This is a genomic window from Pseudomonas sp. LFS074, assembly GCF_047978165.1.
GTDB classification, from domain to species: Bacteria; Pseudomonadota; Gammaproteobacteria; order Pseudomonadales; family Pseudomonadaceae; genus Aquipseudomonas; species Aquipseudomonas putida_P.
Genome location: NZ_JBFPFV010000001.1, coordinates 2627169 through 2647295, shown reverse-complemented (window position 1 = coordinate 2647295; position 20127 = coordinate 2627169). Strand labels below are relative to the sequence as shown.

The window sequence follows — 20127 nt, the reverse complement described above, 5'->3', positions numbered from 1 at the left end:
CCAGAAGATAATGTTCTTCCTTATCAATAAGTTATGAGATCAACCGAAACAGATTGGGGAGGATCCCCCAACGGATTTCCCAGAATCGGGGGGTGCCGCATCGCAGGGTTTAATGTCGATGCGGCGGCTCCCACGAATTCGCTGTCAGCCGACCAGACCGCGAACACAAAAGTACAAGATCGACGGGCCCATCAGGCAACCCAGTCCAGTATGGAAAGTGGCCGTCAAAGCCCCATACGGCACCAACCGCCGATCCGTCGCGGCCAGCCCGGCCGTCACCCCCGACACCGTCCCCGCCAACCCACCGAACACCATCGCCGAGCGTGGGTTGTCCAGCGCCAGCAGGCGCGCCGATACAGGGGTGAACACCATCACCAGAATCGCCTTGATCAACCCGGTGGCAATCGACAGGGCCATCACATCCGAACTGGCCCCCAGCGCCGCCCCGGTCACGGGCCCGACGATATAGGTCACCGCACCCGCACCGATGGTGGTCATGCTCACCGCATCGCGGTAACCGAAGGCGTAAGCCACCGCTGCGCCAACAATGAACGGCAACACAGTGCCCAGCAACAGCGCCACCGCGCCGATCATGCCGGCTTTGCGCGCCTCGGTGGCCTGCACCTCGAAAGCCGTGGCGACAATGGCGAAGTCACGCAGCATGGCCCCGCCCATCAGGCCGATACCGGAAAACAGCGCCATGTCGGCCAGGCCTTTCTGGCCGCCGGTGAGGGTGCCGCCGACCCAGGCCAGGACCAGGCCAATGACGATGGCGATGGCCGAGCCGTGCACGCGGCCGAAGGTCAGGTACTTCGACAGCACGACCGACAACCACATGATTGCGCCTACCGCCGCGAAGGCAGTGATCAGGCCGTTGTGTTCCAAGGCACTTTCAATGATGGGCCACATGTTCAACGACCTCCTGCAGGGGCAACCTGCGCACTGGCTTCAGGGGTGGGGTCAAGCGCGGGCAAAGGCTCGCCGCGATGGCTGCGGCTGATCAGGGCGATGGTCGCGCCGCACACCAGCACCGCGCCCACCGCCGCCAGCAGCGCCACCGGCCCGCCGTGCAGGGCGGTGACCACGTTCTGCTGGGCGGCCATGGCCACCACAACCGGGATGTACATGGCGCCCCAGAAGCCCACGCCAAACTCGCACTCCTTGCTCATGCCACCGTTGCGGTGCATATAAAGGCGTGCGCAGATCAGCAGGATCATGGCGATGCCAACCCCACCCACATTGGATTTGACGCCCAGCAGCACGCCCAGGAAGTCACCGACGATAACGCCGGCCAGCGTGCAGACTGCCAGCAGTGCCACACCATAGATGATCATTGTTGTTGCCCTCAGATAGTGTCGAAGTTGCTTGTTGTTGTTCTTCGTAAACACACTTGCCCGGCTCACGCGATCAATGTGGGAGCGCATCAGCCTGCCATCATCGGTTCTGGGCCACCTCCTGGCGCAGCAGCGCATCCAGGCTGTCCCAACGGGTACCCTCCACAGCCACCACCCTGCCCTGTTCGAACACCGGGCGGGCCAGCCCGCTGAGCACGCTACCGGGCGGTAGCTCAAGGTGCAGGCGTACGCCGCGCTCATAGGCGTTGCGCAACGTAGCACGCCAGTCGACCACCCGCGCCATGTTGCCGGCCAGGTCGTCGCGCAGGCGCTGTGGGTCGAATATCGGCCGTGCGCTGCTGCCACTTAGGTACGTGATACGTGGCCGTTGCAGCACGACCGTGGCGAAAGCACTGGCCAGTTCCGCCGCCGGGCCGGCCAGTAGCGGGCAATGCGACGGCACGCTGACTGCCAGGCGCCGGGCCGCACCTTGGCCAAGGCGACGCGCCCTGGCTGCGACCGCAGCCATCGCAGTATCGCTACCGGCAATAACGATCTGGTTTTCACTGTTGAGGTTGGCGACGTACACCTCTCCCGGCGCCTCGCTCAGCAGGCGCTCGACGCTGGCCAGGTCCAGGCCGCTGAGTGCAGTCATGCCATACCCCTGTGGGTAGGCGCGCTGCATCAGCTCGCCACGCAGGGCAACCAGGCGCACAGCGTCGGCAAACCCCAAGGCGCCCGCTACCACCGCAGCCGGATAGGCACCAATCGACAAGCCCGCCACGTAGTCCGGCGCAGGGCTGCGCTGCATCAGCCAGCGCGCCCAGGCCACACCGAACAACAGCAGGCACAGCTGCACGGCACGGGTCGCTTGCAGTGCATGCTGGCTGTCCAGTGCCAGCGCCGGCTGGCCAAGCACATCGCTGGCCTCTTCCAGCAACTGCCCCGAACCTTCAGGCAGGCGCTGCAACATGCCTACCTGCTGGGCGCCTTGACCGGGGAAGGCGAACAGGCTGCTCATGCCGCGCGCTCCTGCGCCGCCCACGGGTCGCCGACCAAGCGTGGCCCATGGTCCGACTTGAGCAGCACGCGGCGAGCGAAACCGGCCCACTCTCGCAGGGCGACAGCCCCCGCTGGGGTTTCCAGCTGCACGTCGATACGGCAAGGCGCGCAGTCGAGGATATCCAACAGCTCCCGCGCCTGGGCACGGGCCAGCGGTTGTGGCGTATGCAGCAGCAAGTCCAGGTCGCTGCCGGTATGGAGCACTTCGATACCGGTAGCGATCTGGTACCCCGCCCCGCCTGTTGGTCCCCAGGCCAGGCCACTGGCATTCAACACCGGGGCGACCGAGGCCAACGCCTGCAGCGCAGGCCACGGGCTTTGCCCAGGCCCGCGCAGCGCTTCGGGGCCTTGCTGGCGCTGAATGTCGACCAGACGCATCAACGCTGCAAAACGCTGTGTCCGGCCCTGACCACGCAGCCCGACCGCCACCCAGCCATGGTCACAAATGGCACGGCGTACCACCACCGGCTGAGCACCGGCCAGCACGTCCAGCGCCCACTGCGGCGCATCGGCAGGCAAGGCCGACACAGGCATCCCCCACAGCAGGTCGTGCGGCCTTGGCGCGTTCATCTCAGGCGCCCTGCCACTGACGACGCAGCTGTTCACGAACCTGGCGCGAGGCACTGCGGTTTTCGCCCGCCAGCCGTGACGTCAGGTCAGTCGAGTTGCCGATGTCATGCACCGCCTCAACCAGGCAAGTACGCACCCGAGCGAGGTCAGCGCTGCTCGGCGTCTCGGCGCTGTCTACCGCCAGGCGGCGCCACAGCAGGCCCAGCGAGGCGTAGCTGCCCAGGTCGTAGGCCATCGGCGGCACCTCGGCGGCCAAGGCTTCCAGTTGCTCGACGCTGCGCAAGGTGATGCGCGCCGCTGCCGCCTTGCCCATGGCGTGCACCATCACCCCGGCATCGTCCAGGGCAATCAGGCGCTGGGCTTGGTAGCCATGGGCCAGGAAGGCGCCTGACATGGCCTTGCCGACCAGTAGGCCGATCACCGGGTGCCCGGCCAGCCGCGCCTGGGCATAGGCCTGCACGGCACCGGCCAACGCCTGGTGGATACCCAGCGCTTCTTCGCGGCGGCCATAGGCCTGGCTGGGCACGTCGATCACCGCGACAATGGCGCGCTTCTGGCCGTTGCGATCAGCTTCCACCGCGTCGCTCACGGCCTTGGCCAAACCCCAGCCTTCCAGCAGGCCGACCTCGCCTGAGCGCGCGCGGGGGAACGGGTTGTCGGCATCCGGCACCACGGCGATGAAGCGTGCCAGGCGGTTGTCCAATTCGCCGTCGATCACCCGCAGCGAGGCAGGATAGCCTGGCAAGGCTTGCCCACCGGCCAGGCCCAGCAGCCAGTTCAAGGCACGGTTCATTGGGTTTCTCCTTGGTAAAGGGCGCGCACGGCGGCGGCATCCAGTTGCGGGCAGTCGTCGCCCAGCTGGGCCAGGTGTGCAAGGAACCAGGCGTGTTGGCTGGCGCGGTCTTTGGAAGGTTGGCCCAGCAGTTGCTGCAAGCGTTCGCGCAGGGCTTCGATGTCGTCGGCCACGTAGGCGTCCACCAGCCCGCTGGCATGGCGTTGCTCGCCACCGCTCAGGCTCCAGATGAAGGGGCGGTCCTTGGCGTCGTATTCGCCAATGCCCGCCTCTTGCTCGATGACCTGCGGGCCATTGAGGCCCAGGCGGGCTTCGCGGGTGACCAGCAAGTGGCTGCACAGGCCGGCGGCGATGGACATGCCGCCAAAGCAGCCGACCGAACCTGCGATCAGCCCGATCACCGGCTGCCAGGCGCGCAGCTCGACGATGGCAGCCTGGATTTCGGCAATCGCCGCCAGGCCCAGGTTGGCTTCCTGCAAGCGCACGCCGCCGGTTTCCAGCAGCAACACGGCGCAGGTGGGGATGCCGTTGCGGTTGTCTTCGATGGCCAGTTCCAAGGCTCCGGCAATCTTGGCGCCGCCCACCTCGCCCATGCTGCCGCCCTGGAACCCCCCTTCAATCGCAGCGACCACGGCATTGCGCCCGTTCAGCAGGCCCTTGGCGATAACCACGCCATCATCGGCCTGTGGCACGATGCCCTGGCGCGGCAACCACGGCGACATCAGGCGGTCGAACGGGCCCAGCAGTTCACGGAAGCTGCCAGGGTCGAGCACAACGCGGGCGCGCTGGCGGGCACCCAGTTCGACAAAGCTGCGGCTGCGCAGCAAGCGTGCGGTGTCAGTCATGGGCGATCTCCTCGAAGCCTTGCTCAAGGCGCAGGCGCACCACGCCTGGGGTGGCGCCGAAGTCATGGATGTCGATGTTCACGGCCGGCCAGGCGCGGCCCTCGAACAGGCGCTGGAACAGTTGCGCCCAGCGGGCTGCACTGCCGTTGACCGAGGTCACCACCTGGATCTGCAGGCTGCCGGCAGTGCCGGGTTCGATCAGCACTTCGAGGTCGCCGGAGCTGACGCAGCCCACCAACGTACGGCCACGCCCAGGTTCGGCGGCGGGAAAATTAAAGGTCAGGGTTTCCATGTCACAGGCTCCCGGCTTTGTCGAGGAACAGGCAGGCGGCAAGCAAGTCGGCGGCGCCGCCCGGTGAGGCATTCAGGTGCAGCAGTTGCTGGTCCAGCCGGCGCAGGTGCCGGCGCCCGGCCAGGGTGGCGCTGCCGCCTTCAGTGAGTACGGCACGCGCCCCGTGCTGCACGGCGGCCAACCCGGCTGGGCCGCTGCGCCACAGCACGCAGGTGTCGCTAAGCACGGCCATGATCGCCAGCAACGCGTCGAGCCGGGCATGCGGCTCGCCGGCCCCGGCAGCGCGGCTGCGCAGCAGTTGCGGCAAGCCATGGCCGATAACCGCGGGGAAGCCTTGCTGTGCCTGCTCGCGGGCGCCGCCGGTGCCGTAACGGTGACGCACCTGCTGGCCGTGGCTGTTGTGGTGCGGCATGGCCGGGTCGTCGAACAGGGCGATACGCCCGGCGCGGGCGGCCAGGGTGGCGGCGTCGGCCTGAGGGGCAAGGGCCCTGGCGGCTACCAGCAAGCCCAACGCCCAGATCGCGCCACGGTGGGTGTTTACCCCTTGGGTGGCGGCCAGCATCGCGGTTTCTCCTTCGCGGCCAAGCTGGCCCAGCGTGGCGCGCAGGGGCTGGCCGATCGTACCGATGGACTGGGCGGCAGCTGCCATGTTGCGCAGGCATGGCCACAGGGCCAGTGCCGAGGCGTGCATCAAGGCCAGCGTCATGTCGTGGTGAGCGCCGTTGCTGCGGCGGTCGACCAGGCCGGGTTTGGGGGACAGGTCGGCTTCGTCGATCAGCGCTTCCACAGCCAGGTCGGCGAGGTGGTCTGGCAGTGGGATTGGCGTTGGCTGGGCTGGCCGCTTAACGGGCACACCCGCTCCCACAAGGACCGAAGTGGCTTCAAAATTCAGGTTTTGTGCCTTCATCACCAGCTCCTGAACCGTGCAGGCGGGTTGTAAAGGCCGCCGGACCATTCGACCAGGTCGGCGATGCTGCGCGCGGCCAGCAGCTCACGGCTGGCGTCGGTACGGCGGATGCCGAGATCTTCGGGCAAGGCGATCAGGCCCTGCTGGCGCATGCGCAGGGTGTCCTTCGGGTCGTGCCGCAGGCCGATGGCAGTGACCCCGGCCACGGCCGCGATCATCTGCTGGCGCTCTTCCAGGCTACGGGCCTTGTACAGGTAGGCAATGCCCTCCTCGGTCAGCAGGTGGGTGACGTCGTCGCCGTAGATCATCACTGGTGCCAGCGGCATACCGGCCTTTTTGGCCACCTCCACGGCATCGAGGGTTTCCACGAAGGTGGGCTTGCCGCCTTCCTGGTAGGTCTCGACCATCTGCACCACCAACTTGCGGCCACGCTCCAGCATTGTTTCCGGCACGGTCATGTCGAGCCAGGCCGGGGTCGCGTGGCGCCGGCCACGAGGGTCGTGGCCCATGTTCGGCGCACCGCCGAAGCCGGCCAGGCGGCCACGGGTCACGGTCGAGGAATGGCCATCACCATCCACCTGCAAGGTGGCGCCAATGAACAGATCGACCGCGTACTGCCCGGCCAGCTGGCACATCATGCGGTTGGAACGCAGCGAGCCATCGCGGCCCGTGAAGAACACATCCGGGCGCTGGGCAATGTAGTCCTCCATGCCCAGCTCGGTGCCGAAACAGTGCACGCTTTGCACCCAGCCGGTTTCGATGGCCGGGATCAGTGTCGGGTGCGGGTTGAGCGTCCAGTTGCGGCAGATCTTGCCCTTGAGGCCCAGAGACTCGCCGTAGGTCGGCAGGATCAGCTCGATGGCGGCAGTGTTGAAGCCAATGCCGTGGTTCAACGACTGCACCTGATGTTTCTCGTAGATGCCACGTATGGCCATCATCGCCATCAGCACATGCACCGGCTTGATATGGCGCGGGTCGCGGGTGAACAGAGGCTCGATATAGAAAGGCTGGTCGGCAACCACCACGAAATCGACCCACGACGCGGGGATATCGACCCGTGGCAGGTCATCCACGCGGTCCACCAGTTGGTTGACCTGGGCGATGACGATGCCATCGCTGAACGCGGCCGGCTCCACCAGGGCCGGTGTGTCTTCGGTGCTGGGGCCGGTGTACAGGTTGCCGTCGCGGTCGGCCATGAAGCCCGCTACCAGGGTAACGTTGGGGATCAGGTCGACCAGCAGCCGCGAGTAAAGCTCGATATAGGTGTGGATGGCACCGACTTCGAGCAGGCCATCTTCCAGCAACTGGCCAATGCGCAGGCTCTGCGGGCCAGCGAAGGAAAAGTCGAGCTTGCGCGCGATGCCGCGCTCGAACAGGTCCAGGTGCTCGGCGCGGCTGACACTGGGCATGATCATGTGCAGGTCGTGCAGGCGCCCGGGGTCGACCTTGGCCAGCGAGCGGGAAAGGAAGTCGGCCTGCTTCTGGTTGTTGCCTTCCAGCACTACCCGGTCGCCGGGCGCCAGCAGCAACTCCAGGGCTTCGACGATGCGGTCGGTGGGCAGCACCACGCCATCGGCAAGGTGGCGGACCCGATCGAGGCGGCGCTGCTTTTCGGCGCGCCGTCGCGACCATTGCGGCGGTGGATTCTGAGTTATTGTCATGGTGACTCCACAGGTTCGCTGTCGTGGAGGCCACCTTAGGGTTGGGCCGCTTGGCGGATCAATCAAGCAACTGGCATGTTCGTTACGGTCAGGTTAATGAATCGCCCAGCCCGATGACTGGCTCACAGCAAAAATGCACGATGCCCCTGCATAATTGTCGATTGTGCAAGGCAAATTCGCATGACAGGATCCTCAGATCCTCCAGCGAACTCCAGACTTCACTTGGAAAATCAATAACAAAGCAGGGAGAACGCAATGACTGCGCACGCTAATGCCTCGGCAACCGACACTATCCTGGCCGAAGTCCGCAACCAGATCGGTCACCTGACCCTGAACCGCCCTGCCGGCCTCAATGCCCTGACCCTGGACATGGTACGCAGCCTGCGCCAGCACCTGGACCAGTGGGCCGAAGACCCGCATGTGCATGCCGTGGTGCTGCGCGGCGAAGGCCCCAAGGGGTTCTGTGCCGGTGGCGATATCCGCTCGCTGCACGACAGTTTCAAAGCCGGCGACACGCTGCATGAAACCTTCTTCGTCGAGGAATACGCCCTCGACCTGGTCATCCACCGCTACCGCAAGCCGATACTGGTATTGATGGACGGTTTCACCCTCGGTGGCGGCATGGGCCTGGCCCAGGGCTGCGACCTGCGCGTGGTGACCGAACGTAGCCGCCTGGGCATGCCCGAAGTCGGTATCGGCTACTTCCCTGATGTCGGCGGCAGCTATTTCCTGTCGCGCATCCCCGGCGAGCTGGGCATCTACCTGGGTGTCAGCGGCGCCCAGGTCCAGGCAGCCGACGCCCTGTACTGCGGCCTGGCCGACTGGTACCTGGCCAGCGACCAGCTCGCCGCCCTCGACCAGGGTCTGGACCAGCTGACGTTTGGCGACACCCCGCTCAAAGACCTGCAAAACCTGCTGGCCAAGCTCGGCACCCAGGTGCTGGGCGATGCACCACTGGAAAAACTGCGCCCGGTCATCGACCACTTCTTCGCCCTGCCCGACCTGCCTGCCATTGTCGAACAACTGCGCGCGGTGAGCATTGGCGACAGCCACGCCTGGGCGGTGGCCACCGCCGACCAGCTGGAAACCCGCTCCCCCCTGGCCATGGCGGTTACCCTGGAGATGCTGCGCCGGGGCCGCCAGTTGGGCCTTGACGATTGCTTTGCCATGGAGCTGCACCTGGACCGCCAGTGGTTCCAGCATGGCGACATCATAGAGGGCGTGCGTGCCCTGATCATCGACAAGGACAAGCAGCCCCGCTGGAACCCGCCGACCCTGGCCGCGCTGCAGCGCCAGCGGGTCGACCAATTCTTCGAAGGCCTGTGAGCCCGGGAGTACACAGATGCAAGACCTGGAACTGAGCGAAGAACAAGTCATGATCCGCGACATGGCCCGGGACTTTGCCCGTGGCGAAATCGCCCCGCATGCCCAGGCCTGGGAAAAGGCCGGCTGGATCGATGATGGCGTGGTGCGCAAAATGGGCGAACTGGGCCTGCTGGGCATGGTGGTGCCAGAGGACTTCGGCGGCAGTTACACCGACTACGTGGCCTACGCCCTGGCCGTGGAAGAGATCGCCGCCGGCTGCGGTGCCACCGGGGCAATGATGAGCATCCACAACTCGGTAGGCTGCGGCCCGCTGCTGGCCTATGGCACGGCTGAACAGCAACAGCAATGGCTGCCACGGCTGGCCAGCGGCGAGGTGATCGGTTGCTTCTGCCTGACCGAGCCGCAGGCCGGCTCCGAAGCGCACAACCTGCGCACCCGCGCCGAGCTGGTGGATGGCCAGTGGGTGATCAACGGCGCCAAGCAGTTCGTCAGCAACGCCCGCCGTGCCGGTTTGGCCATCGTTTTCGCAGTGACCGACCCGGAGCTGGGCAAGAAAGGCCTGTCGGCGTTTTTGGTGCCCACCGACAACCCTGGGTTCAAGGTTGACCGCAGCGAGCACAAGATGGGTATCCGCGCTTCCGACACCTGCGCGGTCACCTTCGACAACTGCCGCATCCCTGCCGCCAACCTGCTGGGTGAGCGTGGAAAGGGGCTGGCCATTGCCCTGTCCAACCTCGAAGGCGGCCGTATCGGCATTGCCGCCCAGGCCTTGGGCATTGCCCGCGCTGCATTCGAGGCCGCGCTGGTCTACTCACGTGACCGCGTGCAGTTCGGCAAGCCGATCAACGAACACCAGAGCATCGCCAACCTGCTGGCCGACATGCAGGTACAGGTGAACGCCGCACGTTTGCTGATCCTGCATGCCGCGCGCCTGCGCAGCGCCGGCAAGCCGTGCCTTTCGGAAGCGTCACAGGCCAAGCTGTTCGCTTCGGAAATGGCCGAGCGGGTGTGTTCGATGGCGATCCAGGTACATGGTGGCTATGGCTACCTGGAAGATTACCCGGTGGAGCGCTATTACCGGGATGCGCGGATTACCCAGATCTATGAAGGGTCGAGCGAGATCCAGCGCATGCTGATTGCGCGCGAGCTGAAGCACTATCCCCTGTAACACGGCGGCCTGTAGGAGCGGCCTTGTGTCGCGATTGGGCCGCAACGCGGCCCCACAATCTGCGTCACACGCCGAAATTGCTGGGGCCGCTTTGCGGCCCAATCGCGACGCAAGGCCGCTCCTACAAGAAAGCAGATCAGTATTTCAGCGCCAATACCTCGAATCATCCACCACCCTGGCATGCCCCTCGAACAACGCCGGCAGTTGCTCCTTGAGGTAGTCGATCCAGGTCCGCACCTTGGCATCCAGGTAATGCCGTGACGGGTACATCGCATACAGCGCACTTTCCCGCAGCCGGTACGGCGCCAGCAGCCGGCACAAACGCCCCTGCTCGATCGCCTGGCTGGCCGTATAGAACGGCAGCAGGCCAATCCCCATGCCCAACTCACTGGCCACCAGCATGGCGTCGGCCACGTTGGTGGAGAAGTTGTCGCTCGGTGTGATCACGCACTGGTCCACACCCTGGGGGAATACCCAGTCGCCTTCATACATCGGGTAAGCCATGCGTAGGCAGCGGTGCGCATGCAGGTCCTCGGGGCGCTCGGGCACGCCATGCCGGTTCAGGTAGCTGGGTGCCGCACAAGGGATACTGAAGATGTTGCCCAGCGGCACGGCTATCAACTGCGAATCCGGCAGCGCACCGTCCACGGTGATCACCACGTCATGCCCTTCGGCCAGCGGGTCTGGGTTGCGCTGGGACAGGGTCAATTCGATTACCACTTCCGGGCACAGCGCGTTGTAGCCGGCCACCAGCGGCATCAACAACAGGCCCAGGCCGTGCGGGCAATGCAGGCGCAGATGGCCACGCGGCGTGAGGTGCGCACCTCGGGCCTCGCCCACCGCCTCTTCGGTCAGCAGCATGATCTGCCGCGCACGCTCCAGAAACCGTTCGCCCGCCTCGCTCATGCGCAGGCGCCGGGTGGTGCGGTGCAACAGGCGGGTCTGCAGCTGGTTCTCAAGCTCCGCGACGATGCGCGAAACCTGTGCTGCGGAAATATCCAGGGCATTGGCGGCTGCAGCGAAACTGCCACATTCCACCACACGAGCGAAGGTACGCATGGCATGCAGCATGTCCATGAGGGTGTGCTCCTTGTTCAGTCTTATTCTTGCGTTACAGGCAGGAATCTATCACGAGTTAGCCCATTTATTGTGGATGAGCAATGAATACATCATTAGTCATACATTGAAAAAGGAGCCTGCCATGAAACGTTCGATCGCTGTGTTTGCCGTTGCCGCTGCCCTGGCTTCGTTCGGTGCCTTCGCTGATACGGCCAGCAACCAGCCCGTGAGCAACACCTATGAATACGGCATGCCGCTGGACGTGGCCAAGGTCATCTCCATCACCCCGGCCAGCAACGCCGCCGACTGCCAGGTGGGCACCGCACACATGGTGTACGTCGACCACCAGGGCCAGAAGCGCGAAGTCGACTACCGGGAAATGGGCAACTGCTCGCAGCAGTGAATCAGGCCAGTAGCTGGGTGATCCAACCCACCTGCTGATTGAAGTCGTCGATTTTCGCCTGTGGCACCGCGTCACGGGCCCGCTGGAAATTGGCCAGGGTCTGCTGCTTCTGCCGCAGCATCCGCTGCCACTTGACCCGAAACGCTTCGCTTTTTTCCTGCATCAGTACCGGGCCGAAGTACAGCTGTTCTGCGCTATACACCACCCTGCCCGGCTCGGCGACGATGATTTCGTAGTCGAAGCGGTTTTCCCGCAGCAGCTCTTCGCAGACGATCTGGTAACCATTGCCCGCCAACCACTGGCGCAGCTCGCGCTCACCGCCATTGGGCTGCAGTACCAGGCGCGTGACGCCGCCCAGACACTGCTTGCCGGCCTCGAGAATCTCGCACATGGTGTCGCCGCCCATGCCGCAGATGCTCACCACCGAGATGCGGTCTTGCGGCTCGATCGCTGCCAGGCCATTGGCCAGGCGCACGGTTACCCGCTCCTGCAGGCCGTTTCTGCGCACATTGCGCTGGGCCGAAGCGAACGGCGTCTCGGCCACTTCACCCGCCACGGCGGCCTCGAGCACGCCACGCAGCATCAAGGCCACTGGCAGGTAGCCGTGGTCCGAGCCGATGTCGGCCAGGCGCGCGCCCTGCGGCACATGAGCGGCCACGCGCTCCAGGCGCCTGGACAAAGTCTGTTCGTTCAACGTAAACCCCTGGTTTTGCAATCGGCCGCGATTCTGACGGTGAACGCCGCGTATTTCAAACACCGGGGCACCCTCGACCGGGCTGGTGCGCTCGCGTAGGCTTGCCGTTTTCCTTCCGTAGCAAGGCAAAACACACCATGGCACATGCAGACATCATCTACACCCCGGACCCGGACGCCGAATCGATTTCGTCCGATGTCGCCGAGTACAACGGCGTGCTGGTCACCACGCAGATCCCGACCCACGCCGATGGCAGCCTGGAGCTGGGCGGCATCGTCGAGCAGAGCGAATGCACCCTGCAGGCGCTGAAAGTGGCGCTGGAGAAGGCCGGCAGCGGCATGGACCGCGTGCTGCACCTGACCATCTACCTCACCGACATGGCCGACCGCGCCGCGTTCAACGAGGTGTACCAGCGCTTCTTCAGCAAGCCCTGGCCGGTGCGTGCCGCCGTGGGTGTGGCCTCGCTGGCATTCGAAGGCATGCGCGTCGAAGTGACCGCAATGGCCGCCAAGCGCTGATCGGCGCTTGTGGGAGCGGTCCTCGCTCCCACCTTACCCTGCACCTCCCGGCACCCCGATGATGCCGCCAACCCGTTTCACCGCTACAATGCCCGCCTAAACCGTGACAGCCCGAAAATATAACGACATGTCTCTTCCAAAGAATCACCTGGAACTGCTCAGCCCTGCCCGTGACGTGGCCATCGCCCGTGAAGCGATCCTGCACGGCGCTGACGCCATCTATATCGGCGGCCCAAGCTTCGGCGCGCGCCATAACGCCTGCAACGACGTCAGCGATATTGCCGAACTGGTCGAGTTCGCCCGTCGCTACCATGCACGCGTGTTCACCACGATCAACACCATCCTCCACGACAACGAGCTGGAACCGGCGCGCAAGCTGATCCATCAGCTGTACGACGCCGGCGTCGACGCACTGATCGTGCAGGACCTGGGGGTGATGGAGCTGGACATTCCGCCCATCGAGCTGCACGCCAGTACCCAGACCGACATCCGTACCCTGGAACGGGCCAAGTTCCTCGACCAGGCCGGTTTCTCGCAGCTGGTACTGGCCCGTGAGCTGAACCTGCAGCAGATCCGCGCCATCGCCGCTGAAACCGATGCCGCCATCGAGTTCTTCATCCACGGCGCGCTGTGCGTAGCGTTTTCCGGCCAATGCAACATTTCCCATGCGCAGACCGGCCGCAGTGCCAACCGTGGCGACTGCTCGCAAGCCTGCCGCCTGCCCTACACCCTTAAAGATGACCAGGGCCGCGTGGTGGCGTTCGAGAAGCACCTGCTGTCGATGAAGGACAACAACCAGACCGCCAACCTGGCCGACCTGGTGGATGCCGGCGTGCGTTCGTTCAAGATCGAGGGCCGCTACAAGGACATGGGCTATGTGAAGAACATCACCGCCCACTACCGCAAAGAGCTCGACGCCATTCTTGAAGGCCGCCCGGAATACGCCCGTGCGTCCAGCGGCCGGACCCAGCACTTCTTCCTGCCCGACCCTGACAAAACGTTCCACCGTGGCAGCACCGACTACTTCGTCACCGACCGCAAGGTCGATATCGGCGCCTTCGACTCGCCAACCTTCACCGGCCTGCCGGTGGGTGTGGTGGAAAAGGTCGGCAAGCGTGACATGCAAGTGGTCACCGACGTACCGCTGACCAACGGCGACGGCCTCAATGTGCTGGTCAAACGCGAAGTGGTGGGCTTTCGCGCCAACATCGCCGAACCCCGTGGCGAGTTCGAGGAAGACGGCAGCAAGCGCTACCGCTACCGCGTCGAACCCAACGAAATGCCCGAAGGCCTGTACAAGCTGCGGCCCAACCACCCGCTGTCGCGCAACCTCGACCACAACTGGCAGCAAGCCCTGCAACGCACCTCCTCCGAGCGCCGGGTCGGTGTGGAATGGCACGCAGTACTGCGCGAGCAGCGCCTGATGCTTACCCTTGGCAGTGAAGAAGGTGTGAGCGTGCAGGTAGCCCTGGACGGCCCGTTCGGCGCAGCCAACAAGCCGCAGCAGGCGCTGGAACAACTGCACGACCTGCTCGGCCAACTGGGTACCACGATGTACCATGCCGACAGCATCCAGCTGGATGCCCCGCAGGCGTACTTCATCCCCAACTCACAGCTCAAGGCTCTGCGCCGCGAAGCCATCGAGGCACTGACCGAAGCACGCGTGCAGGCGCACCCGCGCGGCGGGCGCAAGGCCGAGACCACGCCGCCGCCGGTATACCCCGAGTCGCACCTGTCGTTCCTGGCCAACGTGTACAACCAGAAGGCGCGCGATTTCTACCACCGCCACGGTGTGCAACTGATCGACGCGGCCTACGAGGCCCATGAAGAACACGGCGAAGTACCGGTGATGATCACCAAGCACTGCCTGCGCTTCTCCTTCAATTTGTGCCCCAAGCAGGCCAAAGGCGTAACCGGTGTGCGCACCAAGGTGGCACCGATGCAGCTGATTCAGGGTGACGAAGTGCTGACCCTGAAGTTCGACTGCAAGCCGTGCGAGATGCATGTGATCGGCAAGATGAAAAACCACATCATCGACCTGCCGACCCCAGGTAGCGCGGTGGCGCAGGTGGTGGGGCATATCAGCCCGGAAGACCTGTTGAAGACGATTCCGCGCGGGGCGCATTGATCGTTAGCCGGTAACGGCCCTTTCGCCGCACAAAGCTGCTCCTGCACCCTGTGGGAGTAGCCCTGTACGGCGGGGCGGCCAGCCAAGACACAAAAAAGTCTCATATGAGACCTTAAAGCTTGATCCATGCCTCATTTTCTGCACAATAATTGCCCTGCGACCCCACGCGAGGCATGCCGATGACCCCCACTCCCCACGATGAACGCCTGCTCAAGGCCCTGGCCCACGCCATCGTGGTCCACCCGCGCGCCACGCTCAAGGAACTGGCCGAGACCGCCGGCGTCAGCAAAGCTACCCTGCACCGCTTCTGCGGCACCCGCGACAACCTGGTGGCCATGCTCGAAAACCACGGCGAGCAAGTGCTCAACCAGGTGATTGCAAATGCCGCCTTGCACACCGCTGCCCCCTTGGAAGCGGTGCGTCACCTGATTGCCGAACACCTCAAGCACCGCGAAATGCTGGTGTTTCTGATGTTTCAGTACCGCCCCGATACATTGCTCGGCGACAGTGAAGACCGCCGCTGGTTGACCTATACCCGGGCGATGGATGCGTTTTTCCTGCGTGCGCAACAGATGGGCGTGTTGCGCATCGACATCAGCGCAGCGGTGTTTACCGAAGTGTTCATCACCCAGATCTACGCCATGGTCGACGCCGAGCGGCGCGGGCGCGCAGCCAGTGCCAATTCGGCGCAGGCCTTGGAGCAATTGTTCCTGCAGGGGGCGCTGGCCAGGGGATGAGGCCATTGGCCTACGCGCAAAAAAAAGGCCCCTGGGCACAAGTCCCAAGGGCCAAAGCGGTTGGATCATCCAACCAAAGGAGCCTTTTTCAGCCGCGTGCCGGCCAGCCGCCGCCCAAGGCGCGGAACAGGTCCACCAGCGCAAGCTGCCGTTGTGTACTCGCCTCGATGTACGCCGCTTCATTCACAAAATCGCTACGCTGCGCATCCAGGTAACGCAGGTGGCTGTCGATCCCACCCTCATAGCGCGCCTTGGCCAGGGTCAAGGTGGCGCGGCTGGTATCGGCCAGGGCCCGCCGCGCGACTTCCTCACGGCGCAGGGTATCGGTGGCCGCCAGGGCATCCGCTACTTCGCGGAACGCCTGCTGGATCGCCCCTTCATAAGCTGCCACCGCCGAATCCTTGCGCGCCTCGGCCAGGCTCAGCCCAGCCTGATTGCGCCCAGCATCGAATATGGGCAGCGACACCTGGGGCATGAAGCTCCAGCTACGCGAACCGCCCTCGAACAAACCAGACACCTGCGTACTCGACGTACCCAAGCTGCCGGTCAGGCTGATACGCGGGAAGAACGCCGCCCGCGCCGCGCCGATATCGGCATTGCGCGCCCGCAAGCGGTGCTCGGCAGCAAGGATGTCCGGGCGCCGTTCAAGCAGCGCCGACGGGGCACCGGGGGTAATGTCCTGCAGCACGCTGGGTTCTGCCTGGCGTTCGACCGGTAGAGCCTGGGTCGCCTCACTATTGCCTACCAGCAACACCAAGGCGTTGTAGGCCTGCTGGCGCTGGCGCAGGTTGCTTTCTTGCTCGGCGCGCGCTTGCTCGACCAGGCCGAGCGCTTCCTGGTGGTCCAGCGCCGTGGCGGTCCCGGCGGCGCGGCGTTGGTCGATCAGCGCCAGCGAGCGCTCGCGGCTGGCCAGGGTCTGCCGGATCAACGCCAGGCGCCGCTCGCTACCGTCCAGGGTCAGGTAGGCCTGGCTCACCTCGGCGATCAAGGCGATGCGCGCCGCACGGCCAGCCTCCTCCGTGGCCAAGTATTGCTCCAGCGCTGCATCGCTCAGGCTTTTCACCCGACCGAACAGGTCGACCTCGTACTCAGGCAACGAAAGGCCAACCTGATAGGTGCTGGCGACGCCCTCGCGGCCATCACTGGACAGCCCGGCAGGCTGGTGCTGTCGATTACCGGAAGCACCAGCGCTCAGCCCCGGCACACGGTCCGCGCGCTGGATGCGGAACTGCGCCCGTGCCTGGTCGATGTCCAGCAGCGTCTGGCGCAGCGAGCGGTTGTCGTCCAGCGCCGTGTTCACCAACTGGCGCAACGTCGGGTCGACGATAAAGGCTTGCCAGCCCAGCTTGTCCACCTGCTGCCCTGTGTGGTTGGTGGCGTCGCTCCACTGGTTCGCCACCGGCGCCTCGGGGCGCTGGTAGGTCGGTGCCAGGGAGCAGCCGCTGGCCAGCAAAGCCATGGCAATCGGCACGAACAGATTACGCATGGCCATCACTCCAGCACCTCGGCAGGTTGGGCCTGCGGCGCTGGCTTGCGCTTGAGCAGCGACAGCACCCAGACAAAACAGATCGGCACGAACAGCACGCCCAGCAACGTGGCGCTGAGCATGCCGCCGATCACCCCGGTACCAATCGCCCGCTGGCTGGCAGCACCGGCACCGCTGGCGATCGCCAGGGGTACCACGCCGAGGATGAACGCCATCGAAGTCATCACGATCGGCCGAAAGCGCAGGCGCGCGGCTTCGATCGCAGCGTCACGCAGGCTATAGCCTTTCTCCCACAGCTCCTTGGCGAACTCGACGATGAGGATGGCGTTCTTCGCCGCCAAGCCGATGATGGTGATCAGGCCAACCTTGAAGTACACATCGTTGGGCATGCCGGTGACCATCACCGCCAGCACCGCGCCCAACGCACCGATCGGCACGATGAGCATCACCGTCAGCGGGATCGCCCAGCTTTCGTACAACGCCACCAGCAGCAGGAACACCACCAGGATGGCCAGGGCGAACAGGCTGCTGGCCTGGCCGCTGGAGACCTTCTCCTGGTAAGAAAGCCCCGTCCAGGCGTAGCCGATCCCCGGCGGCAGTTCACTGACCAGGCGCTCCATTTCGGCCATCGCCTGGCCGGTGCTGTAGCCCGGCGCGGCATCACCGGAAATGCGGATCGACGGGTAGCCGTTGTAACGCACGATCTGTACCGGCCCTTCTTCCCAACGGGTGGTGACGAAGCTGCTGAACGGCACCTGCTGGCCATCGACGTTCGGCGCGTACAGGCGCAGCACGCTTTCCGGGGTCATGCGCTCGCCCTGCTCTGCCTGCACCACCACCCGTTGTTGCCGGCCAGCGTTGGTGAAGTCGTTGATCACTGCCGAGCCAAAGGCGGTGGCCAGGGTGCTGTTGATGGTTTCGAAGGGCACGCCAAGGGCACGGGCCTTTTCCCGATCGATGTCGACCCGCAACTGCGGCGCTTCTGCCAACCCTTCCATCATCGCGTAAAGGATGACTGGGTTGCCGTTGGCTTCGCCCAGGATCTTGTCGCGTGCCGCCAGCAAGGCCTCACGGCCCAGGCCGCCACGGTCGAGCAGGCGCAGGGCGAAGCCACCGGCGTTGCCCAGGCCATCGATCGGCGGCGGGTTGACCGCCATGATCGTGCCATCGCCATGGCTGGCAAATTGCGCATTGATCGCCTGGGTTTCGGCATCCACCGATTGCTCGGCGCTACGTACCGACCAGTCTTTGTAGGTAGGGAATGCCAACGCGGCGTTCTCGCCCATGCCCGAGAAGCTGAAGCCGCTGACCAGGAATGCCGAGGCCAGCGCCTCGCGGGACATCAGGAACTGCTCCAGGGCCTGCCCGGTGGCGTCGGTACGCACGCGGCTGGCGCCCGGCGGCAGCTGCACGTCAACGATCGCATAGCCCTGGTCTTCCACCGGTACGAAGGATTCCGGCAGGCGCAGGTAGAAATAGCCGAGCATCGCCAGAATACCGGCATACAGCAGCATGTAGCGGCCGGCACGGCGCACCAGGGCGTTGTTCATCACCGAGTAGCGCTCGGTCAGCCGCGCAAAGCCACGGTTGAAAGCGCCGAAGAAGCCGCGCTTTTCATGGTGCCCAGGGGCCACCGGCTTGAGCATCGTGGCGCACAGGGCCGGGGTGAAGGTAAGCGCGAGGAAGCCCGAGAACAGGATCGACACCGCCAGCGACAGCGAAAACTGCTGGTAGATCACCCCCACCGAACCCGACATGAACGCCAGTGGCATGAACACGGCCGACAGTACCAGGGTGATGCCGATGATCGCGCCGGACACCTGGCCCATTGCCTTGATGGTGGCGTCGACAGGCGACAGCCCTTCCTCGGCCATGATCCGCTCGACGTTTTCCACCACCACGATGGCGTCGTCGACCAGGATGCCGATCGCCAGCACCATGCCGAACATGGTCATCATGTTCACCGAGAAGCCCAGCAGCTTCATCACCATCAACGTGCCCAGCAGGCACACCGGTACCACGATCGACGGGATCAGCGTGTAGCGGATGTTCTGCAGGAACAGGAACATCACCAGGAATACCAGCACCATGGCTTCGAGCAGGGTGTGAATGACCTTTTCGATGGCCACGTCGACAAAACGCGAGGTGTCATAGGGCACCGAGTACTCGACGCCCTCGGGGAAGAACGCGCTCAGCTCGGCCAGGCGTTCCTTGACCAGATCGGCAGTTTTCAGCGCATTGGCGCCCGGCGCCAGCTGCACCGCACCGGCCACCGCAGGTTTGCCATTCAGGCGCGAAGAAAAGTTGTAGCTTTCCATGCCCACTTCCAGGCGGGCGACATCGGCCAGGCGCACCAGCGAACCGTCCGGGTTGGCGCGCAGTACCACTCGGCCGAACGCCTGAGGGTCGTCCAGGGTGCCTTGCACCGCCAGGGTGGCAGTCAGCTCCTGCTGGCTGCTGCCCGGCGCGCTGCCGAAGCTGCCGGCCGGCACCTGCACGTTCTGCCCACGGATGGCATTGCTCACGTCATCGATCGACAGCCCATAGCCCACCAGTTTCTGTGGGTCGACCCACACGCGCATGGCGGCTTCCGACGAGAAGAACTGCAACTTGCCCACGCCCGGGACCCGGCGCAGCTCATTGTTGATGTTGCGCGCGGCGTAGTCGCCCAGCGCCGTGGTATCGGCCTGGCCTGCGCCCTCCTTGTAGCTGAGGGCGTAGATCAGCAGGAAGCCGGCACTGGTCTGCTCGACCTGGATGCCTTGGGTGATCACCGCCTGCGGCATGCGTGCTTCGGCCTTTTTCAGGCGGTTCTGCACATCCACCTGGGCCAGTTCCGGGTCGGTACCCGGCTCGAAGGTGACCACCACTTCGGCCATGCCGTTGGAGTTGTTGGTCGACTCGAAATACAGCAGGTTCTTGGCGCCGTTGAGCGACTCTTCGATGATGCTGGTAACCGAGTCCACCAGCACCTTGGCCGAAGCCCCTGGGTAGGTAGCGGTGATGGTGATTTGTGGTGGCGCTACGTTAGGGTACTGGGCCACCGGCAGCGTAGGTATGACCAGCAACCCCGCCAGGGAAATGAACAGCGCCACGACCCAGGCGAAGTTCGGCCGTTTGATGAAGAACTTGGACATCTCGTTA

19 protein-coding genes are annotated in these 20127 nt (G+C 64.7%); 6 read left to right on the top strand and 13 right to left on the bottom strand.

What is annotated here, in order from left to right; genetic code table 11:
• Nucleotides 1-144 precede the first annotated feature (144 nt).
• The 9 genes from madM to mdcA all read right to left on the bottom strand — a co-directional run bounded on the left by madM (nt 145) and on the right by mdcA (nt 7464).
• On the bottom strand, nt 145-909 hold the full coding sequence (gene madM, locus ACNQP3_RS12195) for a malonate transporter subunit MadM (RefSeq protein WP_012272088.1): 765 nt from the start codon (nt 907-909) through the stop codon (nt 145-147).
• Between the two features lie 2 nt (nt 910-911).
• Nucleotides 912-1334 (bottom strand): malonate transporter subunit MadL, encoded by a 423-nt coding sequence (gene madL, locus ACNQP3_RS12190; RefSeq protein ID WP_012272087.1) that lies wholly within the window; start codon nt 1332-1334, stop codon nt 912-914.
• Between the two features lie 100 nt (nt 1335-1434).
• Complete coding sequence (gene mdcH / locus ACNQP3_RS12185; protein WP_264317081.1) at nt 1435-2355, bottom strand: malonate decarboxylase subunit epsilon; 921 nt, start codon at nt 2353-2355, stop codon at nt 1435-1437.
• A complete protein-coding gene (locus tag ACNQP3_RS12180; protein ID WP_012272085.1) occupies nt 2352-2966 on the bottom strand; it encodes a malonate decarboxylase holo-ACP synthase in 615 nt (204 codons plus the stop codon). The genes mdcH and ACNQP3_RS12180 overlap by 4 nt, the downstream gene beginning before the upstream one ends.
• Before the next feature lies 1 nt (nt 2967).
• On the bottom strand, nt 2968-3759 hold the full coding sequence (gene mdcE, locus ACNQP3_RS12175) for a biotin-independent malonate decarboxylase subunit gamma (protein WP_264317080.1): 792 nt from the start codon (nt 3757-3759) through the stop codon (nt 2968-2970).
• The gene (locus ACNQP3_RS12170) at nt 3756-4604 is read right to left on the bottom strand and encodes a biotin-independent malonate decarboxylase subunit beta (protein ID WP_060514171.1); all 849 of its coding nucleotides are present in this window, start codon (nt 4602-4604) and stop codon (nt 3756-3758) included. The genes mdcE and ACNQP3_RS12170 overlap by 4 nt, the downstream gene beginning before the upstream one ends.
• Nucleotides 4597-4896 carry a malonate decarboxylase subunit delta gene (locus ACNQP3_RS12165; RefSeq protein ID WP_012272082.1) on the bottom strand — a complete coding sequence of 100 codons (300 nt, stop codon included), beginning with the start codon at nt 4894-4896 and terminating at the stop codon, nt 4597-4599. Before ACNQP3_RS12165 ends, ACNQP3_RS12170 begins: the two co-directional genes overlap by 8 nt.
• A 1-nt stretch (nt 4897) precedes the next feature.
• Nucleotides 4898-5803, bottom strand: coding sequence for a triphosphoribosyl-dephospho-CoA synthase (locus tag ACNQP3_RS12160; protein ID WP_060514172.1), 906 nt, complete (start codon nt 5801-5803; stop codon nt 4898-4900).
• Nucleotides 5803-7464, bottom strand: a complete 1662-nt coding sequence (gene mdcA, locus ACNQP3_RS12155) for a malonate decarboxylase subunit alpha (RefSeq protein WP_012272080.1) — start codon at nt 7462-7464, stop codon at nt 5803-5805. The genes ACNQP3_RS12160 and mdcA overlap by 1 nt, the downstream gene beginning before the upstream one ends.
• 255 nt (nt 7465-7719) lie before the next feature.
• On the opposite strand from mdcA, the gene ACNQP3_RS12150 reads away from it, so the two are divergent.
• Both ACNQP3_RS12150 and ACNQP3_RS12145 read left to right on the top strand, forming a co-directional pair.
• On the top strand, nt 7720-8790 hold the full coding sequence (locus ACNQP3_RS12150; protein WP_012272079.1) for an enoyl-CoA hydratase/isomerase family protein: 1071 nt from the start codon (nt 7720-7722) through the stop codon (nt 8788-8790).
• A gap of 16 nt (nt 8791-8806) precedes the next feature.
• Nucleotides 8807-9958 carry an acyl-CoA dehydrogenase family protein gene (locus ACNQP3_RS12145; RefSeq protein WP_012272078.1) on the top strand — a complete coding sequence of 384 codons (1152 nt, stop codon included), beginning with the start codon at nt 8807-8809 and terminating at the stop codon, nt 9956-9958.
• 144 nt (nt 9959-10102) lie between these two features.
• On the opposite strand, the gene ACNQP3_RS12140 is transcribed toward ACNQP3_RS12145, so the two are convergent.
• Nucleotides 10103-11035, bottom strand: a complete 933-nt coding sequence (locus tag ACNQP3_RS12140; protein WP_179027299.1) for a LysR family transcriptional regulator — start codon at nt 11033-11035, stop codon at nt 10103-10105.
• A gap of 124 nt (nt 11036-11159) precedes the next feature.
• Here ACNQP3_RS12140 and ACNQP3_RS12135 point away from each other — a divergent pair, with 124 nt between their 5' ends.
• Nucleotides 11160-11420: a DUF2790 domain-containing protein gene (locus tag ACNQP3_RS12135; RefSeq protein ID WP_012272076.1), complete on the top strand. Its 261-nt coding sequence runs from the start codon at nt 11160-11162 to the stop codon at nt 11418-11420.
• A gap of 1 nt (nt 11421) precedes the next feature.
• Here ACNQP3_RS12135 and ACNQP3_RS12130 read toward each other — a convergent pair whose 3' ends face one another.
• A complete protein-coding gene (locus ACNQP3_RS12130; protein ID WP_041166481.1) occupies nt 11422-12114 on the bottom strand; it encodes a tRNA (adenine(22)-N(1))-methyltransferase in 693 nt (230 codons plus the stop codon).
• Between the two features lie 137 nt (nt 12115-12251).
• Here ACNQP3_RS12130 and ACNQP3_RS12125 point away from each other — a divergent pair, with 137 nt between their 5' ends.
• From ACNQP3_RS12125 to ACNQP3_RS12115, 3 genes are all read left to right on the top strand, one after another.
• Nucleotides 12252-12632, top strand: coding sequence for a RidA family protein (locus ACNQP3_RS12125; protein ID WP_004577524.1), 381 nt, complete (start codon nt 12252-12254; stop codon nt 12630-12632).
• Nucleotides 12633-12759: 127 nt separating this feature from the next.
• Entirely contained in the window at nt 12760-14760 is a 2001-nt protein-coding gene (locus ACNQP3_RS12120; RefSeq protein ID WP_060494046.1) for a peptidase U32 family protein, read from the top strand.
• Between the two features lie 179 nt (nt 14761-14939).
• Complete coding sequence (locus tag ACNQP3_RS12115) at nt 14940-15497, top strand: TetR/AcrR family transcriptional regulator (RefSeq protein ID WP_012272073.1); 558 nt, start codon at nt 14940-14942, stop codon at nt 15495-15497.
• Between the two features lie 88 nt (nt 15498-15585).
• On the opposite strand, the gene ACNQP3_RS12110 is transcribed toward ACNQP3_RS12115, so the two are convergent.
• Both ACNQP3_RS12110 and ACNQP3_RS12105 read right to left on the bottom strand, forming a co-directional pair.
• Nucleotides 15586-16989, bottom strand: coding sequence for an efflux transporter outer membrane subunit (locus tag ACNQP3_RS12110; RefSeq protein ID WP_176729476.1), 1404 nt, complete (start codon nt 16987-16989; stop codon nt 15586-15588).
• Nucleotides 16989-20120, bottom strand: coding sequence for an efflux RND transporter permease subunit (locus ACNQP3_RS12105; protein WP_060494047.1), 3132 nt, complete (start codon nt 20118-20120; stop codon nt 16989-16991). Before ACNQP3_RS12105 ends, ACNQP3_RS12110 begins: the two co-directional genes overlap by 1 nt.
• Nucleotides 20121-20127 lie beyond the last annotated feature (7 nt).

What these genes read in the sequence shown, in the direction of transcription:
- madM (WP_012272088.1), bottom strand. Translation starts at nt 909, where the DNA reads ATGTGGCCCATCATTGAAAGTGCCTTGGAACACAACGGCCTGATCACT.
- madL (WP_012272087.1), bottom strand. Translation starts at nt 1,334, where the DNA reads ATGATCATCTATGGTGTGGCACTGCTGGCAGTCTGCACGCTGGCCGGC.
- mdcH (WP_264317081.1), bottom strand. Translation starts at nt 2,355, where the DNA reads ATGAGCAGCCTGTTCGCCTTCCCCGGTCAAGGCGCCCAGCAGGTAGGC.
- ACNQP3_RS12180 (WP_012272085.1), bottom strand. Translation starts at nt 2,966, where the DNA reads ATGAACGCGCCAAGGCCGCACGACCTGCTGTGGGGGATGCCTGTGTCG.
- mdcE (WP_264317080.1), bottom strand. Translation starts at nt 3,759, where the DNA reads ATGAACCGTGCCTTGAACTGGCTGCTGGGCCTGGCCGGTGGGCAAGCC.
- ACNQP3_RS12170 (WP_060514171.1), bottom strand. Translation starts at nt 4,604, where the DNA reads ATGACTGACACCGCACGCTTGCTGCGCAGCCGCAGCTTTGTCGAACTG.
- ACNQP3_RS12165 (WP_012272082.1), bottom strand. Translation starts at nt 4,896, where the DNA reads ATGGAAACCCTGACCTTTAATTTTCCCGCCGCCGAACCTGGGCGTGGC.
- ACNQP3_RS12160 (WP_060514172.1), bottom strand. Translation starts at nt 5,803, where the DNA reads ATGAAGGCACAAAACCTGAATTTTGAAGCCACTTCGGTCCTTGTGGGA.
- mdcA (WP_012272080.1), bottom strand. Translation starts at nt 7,464, where the DNA reads ATGACAATAACTCAGAATCCACCGCCGCAATGGTCGCGACGGCGCGCC.
- ACNQP3_RS12150 (WP_012272079.1), top strand. Translation starts at nt 7,720, where the DNA reads ATGACTGCGCACGCTAATGCCTCGGCAACCGACACTATCCTGGCCGAA.
- ACNQP3_RS12145 (WP_012272078.1), top strand. Translation starts at nt 8,807, where the DNA reads ATGCAAGACCTGGAACTGAGCGAAGAACAAGTCATGATCCGCGACATG.
- ACNQP3_RS12140 (WP_179027299.1), bottom strand. Translation starts at nt 11,035, where the DNA reads ATGGACATGCTGCATGCCATGCGTACCTTCGCTCGTGTGGTGGAATGT.
- ACNQP3_RS12135 (WP_012272076.1), top strand. Translation starts at nt 11,160, where the DNA reads ATGAAACGTTCGATCGCTGTGTTTGCCGTTGCCGCTGCCCTGGCTTCG.
- ACNQP3_RS12125 (WP_004577524.1), top strand. Translation starts at nt 12,252, where the DNA reads ATGGCACATGCAGACATCATCTACACCCCGGACCCGGACGCCGAATCG.
- ACNQP3_RS12120 (WP_060494046.1), top strand. Translation starts at nt 12,760, where the DNA reads ATGTCTCTTCCAAAGAATCACCTGGAACTGCTCAGCCCTGCCCGTGAC.
- ACNQP3_RS12115 (WP_012272073.1), top strand. Translation starts at nt 14,940, where the DNA reads ATGACCCCCACTCCCCACGATGAACGCCTGCTCAAGGCCCTGGCCCAC.
- ACNQP3_RS12110 (WP_176729476.1), bottom strand. Translation starts at nt 16,989, where the DNA reads ATGGCCATGCGTAATCTGTTCGTGCCGATTGCCATGGCTTTGCTGGCC.
- ACNQP3_RS12105 (WP_060494047.1), bottom strand. Translation starts at nt 20,120, where the DNA reads ATGTCCAAGTTCTTCATCAAACGGCCGAACTTCGCCTGGGTCGTGGCG.